Source organism: Burkholderia plantarii, from assembly GCF_001411805.1.
GTDB lineage: Bacteria > Pseudomonadota > Gammaproteobacteria > Burkholderiales > Burkholderiaceae > Burkholderia > Burkholderia plantarii.
This window is the reverse complement of the sequence record NZ_CP007212.1, coordinates 3158423-3171147: the sequence shown is the minus strand read 5'-3', so window position 1 is coordinate 3171147 and position 12725 is coordinate 3158423. Positions and strand designations below refer to the sequence as shown.

The 12725-nt window shown below is 64.2% G+C and carries 11 protein-coding genes, 2 tRNA genes and 1 rRNA gene; 6 read left to right on the top strand and 8 right to left on the bottom strand.

All coding sequences use genetic code 11. The features are described from left to right. Position 1: 1 nt before the first annotated feature. Positions 2 to 721 carry a histidine phosphatase family protein gene (locus tag bpln_RS13505; protein ID WP_055139050.1) on the bottom strand — a complete coding sequence of 240 codons (720 nt, stop codon included), beginning with the start codon at positions 719 to 721 and terminating at the stop codon, positions 2 to 4. A 36-nt stretch (positions 722 to 757) separates the two neighbouring features. Then, the gene (locus bpln_RS13500; RefSeq protein ID WP_042626703.1) at positions 758 to 1549 is read right to left on the bottom strand and encodes an oxepin-CoA hydrolase, alternative type; all 792 of its coding nucleotides are present in this window, start codon (positions 1547 to 1549) and stop codon (positions 758 to 760) included. Positions 1550 to 1762: 213 nt separating this feature from the next. Here bpln_RS13500 and bpln_RS13495 point away from each other — a divergent pair, with 213 nt between their 5' ends. Further along, on the top strand, positions 1763 to 2416 hold the full coding sequence (locus bpln_RS13495; RefSeq protein WP_042625582.1) for a glutathione S-transferase family protein: 654 nt from the start codon (positions 1763 to 1765) through the stop codon (positions 2414 to 2416). 31 nt (positions 2417 to 2447) lie between these two features. Here the strand turns inward: bpln_RS13495 and bpln_RS13490 are convergent, their stop codons facing one another. Both bpln_RS13490 and bpln_RS13485 read right to left on the bottom strand, forming a co-directional pair. Continuing rightward, complete coding sequence (locus bpln_RS13490; RefSeq protein WP_042625581.1) at positions 2448 to 3632, bottom strand: pyridoxal phosphate-dependent aminotransferase; 1185 nt, start codon at positions 3630 to 3632, stop codon at positions 2448 to 2450. Positions 3633 to 3693: 61 nt separating this feature from the next. Further along, the gene (locus bpln_RS13485) at positions 3694 to 4185 is read right to left on the bottom strand and encodes a putative toxin-antitoxin system toxin component, PIN family (RefSeq protein ID WP_042625580.1); all 492 of its coding nucleotides are present in this window, start codon (positions 4183 to 4185) and stop codon (positions 3694 to 3696) included. 57 nt (positions 4186 to 4242) lie between these two features. Between bpln_RS13485 and yaaA the strand changes: the two genes are divergently transcribed. Then, a complete protein-coding gene (gene yaaA, locus bpln_RS13480; protein WP_042625579.1) occupies positions 4243 to 5025 on the top strand; it encodes a peroxide stress protein YaaA in 783 nt (260 codons plus the stop codon). Positions 5026 to 5145: 120 nt separating this feature from the next. Further along, positions 5146 to 6294 (top strand): M14 family metallopeptidase, encoded by a 1149-nt coding sequence (locus tag bpln_RS13475; protein WP_055139049.1) that lies wholly within the window; start codon positions 5146 to 5148, stop codon positions 6292 to 6294. 104 nt (positions 6295 to 6398) lie between these two features. Here bpln_RS13475 and bpln_RS13470 read toward each other — a convergent pair whose 3' ends face one another. The 4 genes from bpln_RS13470 to bpln_RS13455 all read right to left on the bottom strand — a co-directional run bounded on the left by bpln_RS13470 (position 6399) and on the right by bpln_RS13455 (position 10164). Beyond that, positions 6399 to 7016 carry a BspC domain-containing protein gene (locus bpln_RS13470; RefSeq protein WP_055139048.1) on the bottom strand — a complete coding sequence of 206 codons (618 nt, stop codon included), beginning with the start codon at positions 7014 to 7016 and terminating at the stop codon, positions 6399 to 6401. A gap of 180 nt (positions 7017 to 7196) precedes the next feature. Beyond that, positions 7197 to 7871, bottom strand: coding sequence for an energy-coupling factor ABC transporter permease (locus bpln_RS13465; RefSeq protein ID WP_042625576.1), 675 nt, complete (start codon positions 7869 to 7871; stop codon positions 7197 to 7199). Between the two features lie 60 nt (positions 7872 to 7931). Beyond that, the gene (locus tag bpln_RS13460; protein ID WP_042625575.1) at positions 7932 to 8762 is read right to left on the bottom strand and encodes a LuxR C-terminal-related transcriptional regulator; all 831 of its coding nucleotides are present in this window, start codon (positions 8760 to 8762) and stop codon (positions 7932 to 7934) included. Positions 8763 to 8946: 184 nt separating this feature from the next. Further along, complete coding sequence (locus bpln_RS13455; RefSeq protein ID WP_042625574.1) at positions 8947 to 10164, bottom strand: DUF2863 family protein; 1218 nt, start codon at positions 10162 to 10164, stop codon at positions 8947 to 8949. A 635-nt stretch (positions 10165 to 10799) separates the two neighbouring features. Here bpln_RS13455 and bpln_RS13450 point away from each other — a divergent pair. The 3 genes from bpln_RS13450 to bpln_RS13440 all read left to right on the top strand — a co-directional run bounded on the left by bpln_RS13450 (position 10800) and on the right by bpln_RS13440 (position 12586). Further along, positions 10800 to 12332, top strand: a 16S ribosomal RNA gene (locus bpln_RS13450). 64 nt (positions 12333 to 12396) lie between these two features. Next, a tRNA-Ile gene (locus tag bpln_RS13445) sits at positions 12397 to 12473 on the top strand. Between the two features lie 37 nt (positions 12474 to 12510). Beyond that, positions 12511 to 12586, top strand: a tRNA-Ala gene (locus bpln_RS13440). Positions 12587 to 12725 lie beyond the last annotated feature (139 nt).

The window sequence follows — 12725 nt, the reverse complement described above, 5'->3', positions numbered from 1 at the left end:
CTCAGCGGCCCGCATTCGCCTCGATGAACTGCTGGTAGAGCACTTCCATCACGGTGTTGCGCGCGTCGCGGTGCAGCGCGTCGGGCGGCGTGTAGTTGATCTGCCGGATCACCCAGTCGTGCGCGGGTTCGCCGACGTCGAGCACGTTGATGCAGCCGGTCGACTGCGCGAGCCGGCCGATGAACAGGCGCTGCTCGGGCAGCGTCGCGTGCGAGAGCAGCGCGCAGTTCACGCCGCCGTGCAGCACCAGCAGCACGGTATCCCAGTTCGTATCGGCGCGCAGCGCGGCGAGCGGCGGCAGTACCCGGTCGATCAGCTCGCCGATGGTCTCGCCGCCGAGAAACGGCACGTGGTCGGGCACGATGCCGTCGAGCGCGCCGAGGAACGCGGCCTCGACGTTCTCGGGCGGCAGGTCGGCCAGATGGCCGCCGCGGATCTCGCGCCAGGCCGGCTCGATCTCGAGGTCGAGCGACTGGCCGGTTTCCGCGAGCACCAATGCGGCCGTCTCGACGGCGCGGTTCAAGCCGCTCGTGATGACGCGGTCGAAGCGGATCGACTGCGAGGCGAACGCGCGGCCCGCGGCGCGTGCCTGGGCGCGGCCGCGTTCGTTGAGCGGCACGGTATCGGGATCGATCGACTGGCGGGCGGCGTCGAAATAGGTCACGTCGCCGTGGCGCATCAGGTAGACGCGGCGGCGCTTGGGCAGGGTGTAGGCGGTCATGTCGGAATCGGCTGGCATGGGCGGATCGGCGGGCGATCAGCGGGTGTAGGAGGGCGGGCGTTTCTCGAGAAACGCGGTGATGCCCTCGAGCCCATCCGCATGGTGCAGCGAGGCCACGAAGTGATTGCGTTCGGCGGCCAGGTGGGCGGCCAGCGAATGCTCGGGGGCTTGCGCGATCAGCGCCTTCACGCGCGCGACGGCGTTCGGCGAGACGCGGCCGAGTTCATCGGCCCAGGCCAGCGCGTCGCCGAGCGCGCTGCCGGGGCGCGCGAGGCGGTTGACGACGCCGAGATCATGCAGGCGCTTCGCGGCGGCCGGCTTGCCCTCGATCAAGATTTCGGTCGCGAGCGCCCTTGGCAGGGCACGCGAGAGGAACCACGAGCCGCCGCCGTCCGGCGTGAGCCCGACGCGCGCGTAGGACATCACGAACTTCGCGTCGTCGGCGGCGACGATCAGGTCGCAGGCGAGCGCGAGCGAGAAGCCGGCACCGGCCGCCGCGCCCTCGACCGCCGCGATCACCGGCTTCGTCGCGCCGTGGATCGCGGTGATCCACTCGCCGAGCAGGTCGATGCTCGCGGCCTGCGCGGCGGGGGCTTTGGCGCGGTTCTCGAGCAGGCGGTTCAGGTTGCCGCCCGCGCAAAAGAAGCGATCGGCGCCGGTCAGCACCACCGCGCCGATCGAGGCGTCGCGTTCGGCGGTGTTCATGGCCTCGATGCCGGCCGCATACATGTCGGGATGCAGCGCGTTGCGCGCGCCGGGGTTGGACAGCGTCAGGACGAGGGTCGACTCGCTGTCGACGGGGCGGGACGCGAGCAGTTCGGCGCTCATGCGGTATGTCTCCTGGTGGGCCGTCTCGTGGACGGCGGCCGAGGGCGTGCGGCGCGATGCCGGCGCGTTCCGGTACATTTCAGCGTGGCGCATCCGGTCGCGGCGGCGACGAAGTGCTTTAGACTAGCACGAACGTGCTATTCGGCACGGCGCGACGGGCCGCCGGCACCGTGAAGATGGCTCACGCTTCGATTCACCGTCAGGAGAGAGACGATGCTGCAACTCTGTGGTTACCCGCTTTCGAACTATTACAACAAGGTCAAGCTCGTGCTGCTCGAATACGAGATTCCGTTCGAGGAGCAACCGCTGCCGCTGCCGTTGCGCGACGCCGATGCGCTGGCTGCCTCGCCGTTCGGCAAGGTGCCGTTCCTGCGCACCGAACAGGGCGCGCTGTCGGAGTCGCAGGCGATCGTCGAGTATCTGGCGGCGCGTTATCCGGACAAGGCGCTGTTTCCGGCTGATCCGTTCGAAGCGGCCAAGGCCCGCGAGATCACGATCTTCATCGAACTCTATCTCGAATGGGTGGCGCGCGACCTGTACGGGCAGGCATTCTTCGGCGGCGCGGCCAGCGACGAGACACGCGAGCGCGTCGAACGGCAGCTCGTGAGCGCGCTGGCCGCGTTCCGCCAGCTCGCCCGCTTCGAGCCGTTCGTGCTCGGCGACGCCTACGGCATCGCCGACGCGGCCGCCTACATCCACCTGCCGCTCGTCGGGCTCGCGACGAAGGCCGTCTACGGCCGCGACCTGGTGCTCGAAGCCGGGATCGACTGGAAGGCGTATTCGAAGCGAGTGGGCGAGCGGCCCGCCGCGCAGCGCGTGACGGCCGATCGCAAGGCGCACATCGAGGCCAACGGCGCGAAGCGCTGACGCGCGGCCGTGCCTGGACGGCGGCGCTCGCCTACAGCCGCGCCAGCCGTTCGAGCGCGGTGGCGAGCGTCGCCTCGCGCTTCGCGAAGCAGAAGCGCACCACGCCCGATTCGTGCGGCTCGTGATAGAACGCCGAGACGGGGATCGCCGCGACGCCGATCTCGGTCGTCAGCCACTTCGCGAACTCGGCTTCGGGCAGGTCGCTGATCGCCGAATAGTCCACGCACTGGAAGTAGGTGCCCGCGCACGGCAGCAGCTTGAAGCGCGTCGCGGCGAGCCCGTCGCGGAACAGGTCGCGCTTCTTCTGGTAGAACGCGGGCAGCGTCAGATACGGCTGCGGATCGCGCAAATAGTTCGCGAGCCCGACCTGCATCGGCGTGTTGACGGTGAACACGTTGAACTGATGGACCTTGCGGAACTCGGCCGTCAGCGAGGCGGGCGCGGCCACGTAGCCGACCTTCCAGCCCGTCACGTGATAGGTCTTGCCGAAGCTCGACACGATGAAGCTGCGCGCCGCGAGTTCCGGATAGCGTGCCACGCTTTCGTGCCGCTCGCCGTCGTACACCATGTGCTCGTAGACTTCATCGGAGAGGATCAGCACGTTGGTGCCGCGCACGATCTCTTCCAGCCGGCGCATGTCGGCCTCGCGCCAGACCGTGCCGGTCGGGTTGTGCGGCGTGTTGATCAGCAGCAGGCGCGTCCGGGGCGTGATCGCGGCCGCGAGCCGGTCGAACGGGATCGTGTAATCGGGTGCCTCCAGCGTGACGAACACGGGCTTGCCGCCCGCCAGTTCGATCGATGGCAGGTAGCTGTCGTAGGTGGGCTCGACCACGATTACCTCGTCGCCCGGATGCACGGTGCAGAGGATCGCCGTCAGGAGCGCCTGGGTCGCGCCGGCCGTGACCGTGATCTCGCTGGCCGCGTCGTAGCGGCGCCCGTAAATCCGCTCGATCTTCTCCGCGATCGCCTCGCGCAGCGGCGCGGCGCCCGTCATCGGCGGGTACTGGTTGTGCCCCTCGCGCATTGCGCCGGCGACGGCATCAATGATCGCCGGATCGCAGTCGAAATCGGGAAAGCCCTGGCCCAGATTCACCGCGCCCTTTTCGGCGGCGAGCGCGCTCATCACCGTGAAGATCGTGGTGCCGACCTGCGGCAGGCGGGAAACGACGGCGGGCGTGACGGGCTGGGAGGCTGGCATGGCGGACGGTGCGTTCATCGTGTCTCGGCGGTGGAGTTAGGGCCGCCGTCGCGTGGCGGCGCGGCTTGTCACGTGCGGTTCAAGCCGGCGCCGGTTCGGCCGGCGCGAGCCCGCAGGCGGCCACGAACGGCGCCGGCTGCATGATCCGGAACAGGAAATCGCGCTCGGTGCGGCGCGACAGCTTCAATAACGCGCGATCCTTCGAGACGAGCCAGTCGGCCTCGATGGCGCGCGCGAGCTCGAGAAACTTCTGGTCGTCGCGGTCACGGCATTTCGGCAGCGGCCGCGCCTCGTCGGGATCGGGTTCGGCAGTTTCGACGAGCCGCGTCAGGCGCGCGACGGTGGCGAGCGCGGCGGCCTTGTCGATCTGGCGTGGCGCGAATTGCGGATAGTCGAGCACGCGTTCGAGTTCGTGCAGGCAGCGCGTATCGATCAGCGCGACCAGCGCGCCGTGTTCGAGCGCGGCGCGGATCGGACGCGTGGCGGGATCGTCGAACACGAGGATGTCGATCCAGACGTTCGAGTCGAGCACCACGCGGCGGCCGTCTCGTGGAGCGTGGGAGCTGGGCATTCGTTACAATCGGTGGTTTTCGTCTGACGGCACCGCATCGCGTGCCGGCGAACCTCTATGATAATCGTTCTCTCTCCCGCGAAATCGCTCGATTACGAGACCGCGCCCCACATTTCCGCGCACACGCTGCCCGATTTCGTCGACGATGCGGCAGAATTGATCGATGGATTGCGGAAACTGTCGCCACAGCAGATCTCGACGCTGATGGACATCTCGGACCCGCTCGCGCGGCTGAACCATGGGCGTTACGCGGACTGGTCGCGCACCTTCACCACCGCGAACGCGAAGCAGGCGGTGCTCGCGTTCAACGGCGACGTGTACGAAGGGTTCGACGCCCGCACGCTGTCGGCCGCCGACCTCGATTATGCGCAGCGGCACGTGCGCGTGCTCTCGGGGCTCTACGGGCTGCTGCGTCCGCTCGACCTGCTGCAGCCGTACCGGCTCGAAATGGGCACGCGCTTCGAGAACGCGCGCGGCAAGGATCTGTACGCGTTCTGGGGCGAGCGCATCACGCGCGCGCTCGACGCGCAGCTCGCCTCGCACGACGGCGACGCGCGCGTGCTCGTGAACTGCGCCTCGAACGAGTACTTCAAGTCGGTCAAGCCGAAGCTGCTGGCGGCGCCGGTGATCACGCCGGTGTTCGAGGACTGGAAGGGCGGGCGCTACAAGATCATCAGCTTCCATGCGAAGCGGGCGCGCGGCCTGATGGCGCGTTACGCGGTCACGAATCGCATCGCGTCGGCCGCCCAGCTCAAGGATTTCGCCGAAGAGGGTTATGCATTCGATGCGCAGGCATCGAACGATTCGACCTACGTGTTCCGCCGCCGGCTCGACGCATGATGGGCGTGGCAGGCCATGAACCCGGCCTGCCCATGATCGTTGCGCGCTGGCTTCGGCGCTTCGGTCCTGGCCCTGGCCTTTACCCGGCGCCTCACGGGAGCGCTGTTTTCTGGAGATGAGATGAGCCTTTCGATCACGAGCCAATTCGATGCCGGCGCGATCGACGTCGTGGCCTGCGAGCGCCCGGACGCGATCCGGCTGCGCATTCGCGGGGACAACCAGTCCGAATTCGCGCAATGGTTCTACTTTCGCCTGTCCGGCGCGCGTGGCGAGCGCTGCGTGATCGCGTTCGAGAACGCGCACGCCTGCGCCTATCCGTCCGGCTGGCGCGACTATCGCGCGGTGGCGAGCTACGACCGCGTGAACTGGTTCCGCGTGCCGACCGAATTCGACGGGACCGTGATGACGATCGATCACACGCCGGAATTCGACACCATCCATTACGCCTACTTCGAGCCGTACAGCGAGGAGCGCCGCTCGGAGTTCCTCGGCGCGGTCCAGCAGATGCCGCAGGCAAACGTGGTCGAGCTCGGGCGCAGCGTTCAGGGGCGGCCGATGTCGCTGCTCGTGCTCGGCACGCCCGACGAGGCCGGCACGAAGAAGAAGGTGTGGGTGATCGCGCGCCAGCATCCCGGCGAATCGATGGCCGAATGGTTCGTCGAGGGGCTCGTGAAACGGCTCGCGGGCTGGGGCGATTGGGCCGGCGACGCGGTGGCGCGCAAGCTCTACGACCACGCGACGTTCTACATCGTGCCGAACATGAACCCGGACGGCAGCGCGCTCGGCAACCTGCGGACCAATGCCGTGGGCGCGAACCTGAACCGCGAATGGATGGAGCCCGACGCCGCGCGCAGTCCCGAGGTGTACGTCGTGCGCGACGCGCTTCATGCGATCGGCTGCGACATGTTCTTCGACGTCCACGGCGACGAGGATCTGCCTTATGTGTTCGTGGCGGGCTCCGAGATGCTGCCCGGCTTCACCGACCGCCAGCGCGAGGAGCAGGAGGCGTTCATCGCCGCGTTCAAGCAGGCGAGCCCCGATTTCCAGGACCGCTACGGTTATCCGGCCGCCAAGTATCGCGAGGATGCGCTGAAGCTCGCGTCGAAATACGTCGGCAACGCGTTTGGCTGCCTGTCGCTGACGCTCGAGATGCCGTTCAAGGACAATGCCAACCTGCCGGACGAGCGCGTGGGCTGGAACGGTGAGCGCAGCGCGGCGCTCGGCGCGGCGATGCTGCTGCCGATCCTGAATCAGGTCTCGCGCGGTTAGCATGACGTGAGGCGTGGCGGCGGCAAGCTGCTATCGTCGGGCGCTCAAGACAAAAGGCCGGGATGCTGACGCATTCCGGCCTTTGGCTTTTGCCCGTCTCAGGACTATTTCGAGGCCGACTTCTTCTTCACGGCCTTCTTCGCCGTGCCGTTCGACTTCCTGGCTGTCGATTTGCGGGAGGACTTGCCGCCCGATTTCGCTTTCGCCTTGCCGCGCACGGCGTGACCATGCACGTGATGCTTCGACGACGAGGAACGCTCGACGCGCGGCTTCGCGGGCGGCACCGGATCGTTCCAGCTGAACGCGAGCATCTGGCTGCCGACGTAGCCGCAGCGGAACTTCAGGCTCGACGGATCGCCACCGTTTTGCGGAATGCCGAGGCCCTCGACCGTCACGATGTTTTCGACCTTCACACGCTGCTTGCCTTCGTCGAACGAGTCGTTCCAGGGCGTGATCGTCGAGTTGCCGCTGTCGAACGCGCTGGGCGGGAATTCGACGTGATCGAACGCGCTCGAGGTGCTCGCGATGAAGTTGCCGTGCGCCGCGCAGTCGGCGACGAGCGGGTCGGCATGCATCTCGGAGACGTATTTGTTGATCAGTTCGGAGCGCTGATCGAGCAGATCGGCGAAGGCCGGGGCGGAAAGCGCAAGCGACAGGCCTGCGACACAGGCTGCCAGCTTGCCGAACACGCCGAAAAGACGTTGGGCGGGGAAGCTGTCCATCAGGATTCGAAAGTGCGGAATGGAGACACCGGGCAGGTAAGATGCCCGGCGAAGATCAGGAGTTCAATCTTAGCGCAATTTTATTGACCTGCCTTCCGGGATGATGGCGAAAGCTGCGGGAACGGCACCGGCGTCGTGCGAAACGGGACGAGCCGATGCATCGGGAAATCCGTGCGCGGATCAGGCGGGCGGGCCGCCCAGGCGGTAGCGGCGAACGTCGAAGGTGGTGACCCAGGCCGGTTTGTAGATGGCGATCAGCGCGGTCGCCATGCCGGTGAACCAGGCTTCGCCCAGCGCGAGCAACAGCGTGTTGAGCCCGTAGCTGGCCGGGATGACGATCGTCGAGCCGTCCGCGAGCCCGAGTTGCACGCCGGCGGCGGCTGTGGCGACCACGCCGATCGTGATCGCCGGCGCAGCGAAGCCCTGCCCGACGATGAACGCGAACAGGTTGTGCGGCAGCCAGGCAACCGTTGCGCGTTGCAGCAGCGTCGATACGGCCACCGGCAGTGCGCCGTAGACGAGATAGGTCAGCCCGACGCCCAGCCAGGTCGCGTCGAACACGATCGCGGCGATGCCGGTGACGGCGCCCATCGCGATCAGGGCGAGCGTCCAGTCGAACAGCGTGGCGATCAGCGTCGCGCCGAGCAGATGCATGACGAGCCCGTCGTCGAGCCATGCATTCGACGCCCACAGCACGGTGATGGTGGCGATCAGCGCGCACCAAACATGCTGCAGCGTCGGGTCCTGGAGGCGTTTGAACGGACGTCCCCATGACGCGAGCGCGAGCACGACCACGGCAGCGACCCAGCCACCGACGGCGACCCAGAGCGGAAGCGGCGTGTAGAGGAAACCCATGCGTTTAATCTTACTCGTTGACGCCAAAAAATGGGAATCGAATCGACGCCGGGCATGGGGCTAGGTGTTGCGTTTCAGCGTCGCCGGTTCCGGCTCGGCTGCCATCGGCAGATCAGGACCGTCGAACGTGATCGGCCGGTACTTGCCGCGAGAACTGGCGGCGCGCAGCGGGATCGGGCAGGGTGCGCCGAGAGTTGGCCGCGACTGCGCCCGGCGCTCGGCGATCAACACCTCCAGGTGCGGCGGCAGCCAGCCATTGTAGATGGCGACGGCGGCGGCGCGATTGGCGGCGCCCAGTTGCTGGAAGATGCTGGCGAGATGGATCTTGACGGTCCCTTCGCTGATGCCGAGCGTGCGCGCGATCATTTTGTTCGTATTGCCCATGTGGACGAAGCGCATGATCTGGGCTTGACGTGGCGAGAGCGTGCCGATTGTGGGCTGGCGCCGCAGCGGGATGCTTCCCAGGCGGCGCGTGGCGCGCTGCTCGGCCGCGTCGGCGTCGAGCAGGTTAAGCGCACCCGGCGGGACGTAGTAGCCGCCGAGCAGGACCAGCTCGAACGCACGGATCACGAGATGGGCGCCCATCCCGCGTGGCACGACGCCCTGCACGCCGGTCGAGAACTGGTCCGGCGCGATGGCAGGCGAGGTGGTATCGACCAGCATCGCCACCGGCGTGGGGGCGCAGGCCTCGCACAAGGCACGCAGATCGCCGAGCCGCATGGTCGGACGGAAATCGACGACGATCAGGTCGAAGCTTTGTTGCCGGACGAGGCGCATGGCCTGCCGCCAGTCCTTGGCATCGTTGTAGCCGCTATGCCGGTCGATCTGCCTGAGCAGGGCCCTCAGGCCATCGCGGCGCTCCGCGTCGGAACTCAACACCATGAATCGCATTTTTGCCTCGCTAATCGTTGCGTTTGTCGGTGATGACGTGAAATGCTGAAGTCATGATGACAAAGTGCTTACGCGGTGTCGGCCTGGCCAAACGACATAAGCGGAAATGTCAGTATGCGAAAAAAAAGAGCCGCCCCTCGGGCGGCTCTTTGTCACTGACGGTGGAGGCGGGCGACGCTGCGGCTCAATGAAAATGCGGCTGAGCGGGCGACGCGTCCTCAGGCATTTCCGCATGGACAATTTCACCCAGCGGGTCGGCATACAGCGGAACGCCACAATCGTCGCAGTACTCCGGTTCGAAACGGCCGGCGTGGCGACGGATGTCGGTGACGCCGGTGTCCTTCAGCAGCGAGACGATTTCCTCGACCGGGCCGTCGATCGGCGTCTCGCCTTCGAGCATGGTTTCCTCGGCGGCGATGTCGCCGTTTTCGCGGCCATAGAGCGGCCATACGACGCCGTAGATCACATCGTTGCTGCCGCGGCGGGTGAAGCCGATCCGGTATTCGTCGATGCGGCGTTCACCGAAGCCGGCGACCACCGCCCGCAGTTCCTTCGGCGCGGCGCCGATCGTGTCGAACAGATAGCGGATCGCGGTGCGTACCGTGTGCGGGCGCACGCGCTCGTCGGCGTCGCGGCAGGCCGAGTAGTAGGCGTCCGGCAGCAGGCACTCGAACTCACAGCCGGGCAGCGCGTTCGACAGGTTGCCGCCGCCCTGACTCGTCCATTGCTCGAGGCACTGGCTGCGTTCGATGCGCGCGCCCTGGTCTTCCTCCTGCCAGCGAAACATCGGCGAGCCGGCGGGCGTGGCGACCACGGCCAGCAGGAAGCGCGGATCGGCAAGGATCGGTGAGGTCTCGGGCAGGTCGCCGAAATTGATGCGCGGAGTCTGTCCACCGAGCGCGGCCTGCGCCAATTGCTGCGTGAGGCGATACGCCTCGACATGATGGCGCGGCAGCTGGTCGATGCTGTAGAGGAACGGCGCGAGTGCTACGTGCGCATGCTCGGCGAGCACGTGCGCCTGCAGATGCGTGCGAAGCACGTCGGCGATTTCCGCCTTGAGCGGGCCCGACGGGATCATGTAGCGCGTCCAGGCGAGGATCGGCACGGCCACCAGCAAGGCCTCGTGCGTCTTTTCGTCATGCTCCACCAGTAGCGATTCGCTGTGGGTTTCCGCCATGTCGGCGAGCGCGCCATAAGCGTCGGGGTGATTCTGTTGCAGATGGTCGAGCGCGGCGTCGAGCGTCGTCTGGTTGCCGTTGCGGATCACCTTGGTGAGCAGCGCATCGAGCTTCGCTTCCCAGAACCGGTCCTCGACACGGCTGCCGGACGCGAACAGCGCGAGCGACAGGCCGACCAGTTTGTCGGCATCGGGGGGAAGGCGTTTGGCGGTTCGCTGGCGCATATATCTGAATGGATTAGGTGGGTGCGTTGAACCAGTCATTTTAGTCCGATCCGGAAGTATGCAGCGGATCGCCGGGAAGTCCCGATGAATTCATGGTCGGCGGCGGCCGATGTCGGTGGTTGAGGCGGTTGAAATACGCAGGCTGGGGCACACCGGGAAAATTGTTCGATTTCCCTCTTGCGCGATGGCGAAAGCGTGCTTAGAATCACGCCTCTTTCGCGCTAACGGAAACGCGGCGCGGAAGGGGAAGTGAGGCAGGACGAACGCAGCGCCGAATGTTGGCCGCGTGTTGGTGTTGCCGGACGTAAATGATCAACGAAGCAAGTTGATCGCAGCGTGAAAAAAGTAGTTGACGCGCTGCGAAACGTTGATCATAATCTCGCTTCTCTGCTGCTGACAACGCAGCGCTGCTGGGAAGGCCAGAAAGTCCGGTCGGTTCAGCGGAAATGCTCTTTAAAAATTAACAGCCGATAAGTGTGGACGCTTGATCGACGCGGTCCTGATCTTTGGATCAGGTCAGCAAAAGTATCAAGAGTCTCACACAAAAGTAAGTCAGGTTTGTGAAGCAATTCATAACCTGTCAGCTTTGAGTGAGCGACCGGTTCTTAACGGAACCGAAAACAGTAACAGGAATTGAACTGAAGAGTTTGATCCTGGCTCAGATTGAACGCTGGCGGCATGCCTTACACATGCAAGTCGAACGGCAGCACGGGTGCTTGCACCTGGTGGCGAGTGGCGAACGGGTGAGTAATACATCGGAACATGTCCTGTAGTGGGGGATAGCCCGGCGAAAGCCGGATTAATACCGCATACGATCTACGGATGAAAGCGGGGGATCTTTGGACCTCGCGCTATAGGGTTGGCCGATGGCTGATTAGCTAGTTGGTGGGGTAAAGGCCTACCAAGGCGACGATCAGTAGCTGGTCTGAGAGGACGACCAGCCACACTGGGACTGAGACACGGCCCAGACTCCTACGGGAGGCAGCAGTGGGGAATTTTGGACAATGGGCGAAAGCCTGATCCAGCAATGCCGCGTGTGTGAAGAAGGCCTTCGGGTTGTAAAGCACTTTTGTCCGGAAAGAAATCCTGAGGGCTAATATCCTTCGGGGATGACGGTACCGGAAGAATAAGCACCGGCTAACTACGTGCCAGCAGCCGCGGTAATACGTAGGGTGCGAGCGTTAATCGGAATTACTGGGCGTAAAGCGTGCGCAGGCGGTTTGTTAAGACCGATGTGAAATCCCCGGGCTCAACCTGGGAACTGCATTGGTGACTGGCAAGCTAGAGTATGGCAGAGGGGGGTAGAATTCCACGTGTAGCAGTGAAATGCGTAGAGATGTGGAGGAATACCGATGGCGAAGGCAGCCCCCTGGGCCAATACTGACGCTCATGCACGAAAGCGTGGGGAGCAAACAGGATTAGATACCCTGGTAGTCCACGCCCTAAACGATGTCAACTAGTTGTTGGGGATTCATTTCCTTAGTAACGTAGCTAACGCGTGAAGTTGACCGCCTGGGGAGTACGGTCGCAAGATTAAAACTCAAAGGAATTGACGGGGACCCGCACAAGCGGTGGATGATGTGGATTAATTCGATGCAACGCGAAAAACCTTACCTACCCTTGACATGGTCGGAATCCCGAAGAGATTTGGGAGTGCTCGAAAGAGAACCGATACACAGGTGCTGCATGGCTGTCGTCAGCTCGTGTCGTGAGATGTTGGGTTAAGTCCCGCAACGAGCGCAACCCTTGTCCTTAGTTGCTACGCAAGAGCACTCTAAGGAGACTGCCGGTGACAAACCGGAGGAAGGTGGGGATGACGTCAAGTCCTCATGGCCCTTATGGGTAGGGCTTCACACGTCATACAATGGTCGGAACAGAGGGTCGCCAACCCGCGAGGGGGAGCTAATCCCAGAAAACCGATCGTAGTCCGGATTGCACTCTGCAACTCGAGTGCATGAAGCTGGAATCGCTAGTAATCGCGGATCAGCATGCCGCGGTGAATACGTTCCCGGGTCTTGTACACACCGCCCGTCACACCATGGGAGTGGGTTTTACCAGAAGTGGCTAGTCTAACCGCAAGGAGGACGGTCACCACGGTAGGATTCATGACTGGGGTGAAGTCGTAACAAGGTAGCCGTATCGGAAGGTGCGGCTGGATCACCTCCTTTCTCGAGCTAATACCGCATACATTGAGCGTTCACGCTTATCGGCTGTTGATCAAGACAGACTCAGGGGTCTGTAGCTCAGTCGGTTAGAGCACCGTCTTGATAAGGCGGGGGTCGTTGGTTCGAATCCAACCAGACCCACCAATTGTCTGACACGGAAACCTGAGACGTCTCTGTACATGGGGGCATAGCTCAGCTGGGAGAGCACCTGCTTTGCAAGCAGGGGGTCGTCGGTTCGATCCCGTCTGCCTCCACCAATCTTCAATGACAAACGTTCAGTCATACTGAGTTTTTGTCATTGGCGATTGAGCCAGTCAGAGGATAAGTCAGAAGTTGCACTTATCGGCTGTCGTTCTTTAACAATCTAGAAGAAGTAGTAATTTGGATAGCGGAAGC

What these genes read in the sequence shown, in the direction of transcription:
- bpln_RS13505 (WP_055139050.1), bottom strand. Translation starts at nt 721, where the DNA reads ATGACCGCCTACACCCTGCCCAAGCGCCGCCGCGTCTACCTGATGCGC.
- bpln_RS13500 (WP_042626703.1), bottom strand. Translation starts at nt 1,549, where the DNA reads ATGAGCGCCGAACTGCTCGCGTCCCGCCCCGTCGACAGCGAGTCGACC.
- bpln_RS13495 (WP_042625582.1), top strand. Translation starts at nt 1,763, where the DNA reads ATGCTGCAACTCTGTGGTTACCCGCTTTCGAACTATTACAACAAGGTC.
- bpln_RS13490 (WP_042625581.1), bottom strand. Translation starts at nt 3,632, where the DNA reads ATGAACGCACCGTCCGCCATGCCAGCCTCCCAGCCCGTCACGCCCGCC.
- bpln_RS13485 (WP_042625580.1), bottom strand. Translation starts at nt 4,185, where the DNA reads ATGCCCAGCTCCCACGCTCCACGAGACGGCCGCCGCGTGGTGCTCGAC.
- yaaA (WP_042625579.1), top strand. Translation starts at nt 4,243, where the DNA reads ATGATAATCGTTCTCTCTCCCGCGAAATCGCTCGATTACGAGACCGCG.
- bpln_RS13475 (WP_055139049.1), top strand. Translation starts at nt 5,146, where the DNA reads ATGAGCCTTTCGATCACGAGCCAATTCGATGCCGGCGCGATCGACGTC.
- bpln_RS13470 (WP_055139048.1), bottom strand. Translation starts at nt 7,016, where the DNA reads ATGGACAGCTTCCCCGCCCAACGTCTTTTCGGCGTGTTCGGCAAGCTG.
- bpln_RS13465 (WP_042625576.1), bottom strand. Translation starts at nt 7,871, where the DNA reads ATGGGTTTCCTCTACACGCCGCTTCCGCTCTGGGTCGCCGTCGGTGGC.
- bpln_RS13460 (WP_042625575.1), bottom strand. Translation starts at nt 8,762, where the DNA reads ATGCGATTCATGGTGTTGAGTTCCGACGCGGAGCGCCGCGATGGCCTG.
- bpln_RS13455 (WP_042625574.1), bottom strand. Translation starts at nt 10,164, where the DNA reads ATGCGCCAGCGAACCGCCAAACGCCTTCCCCCCGATGCCGACAAACTG.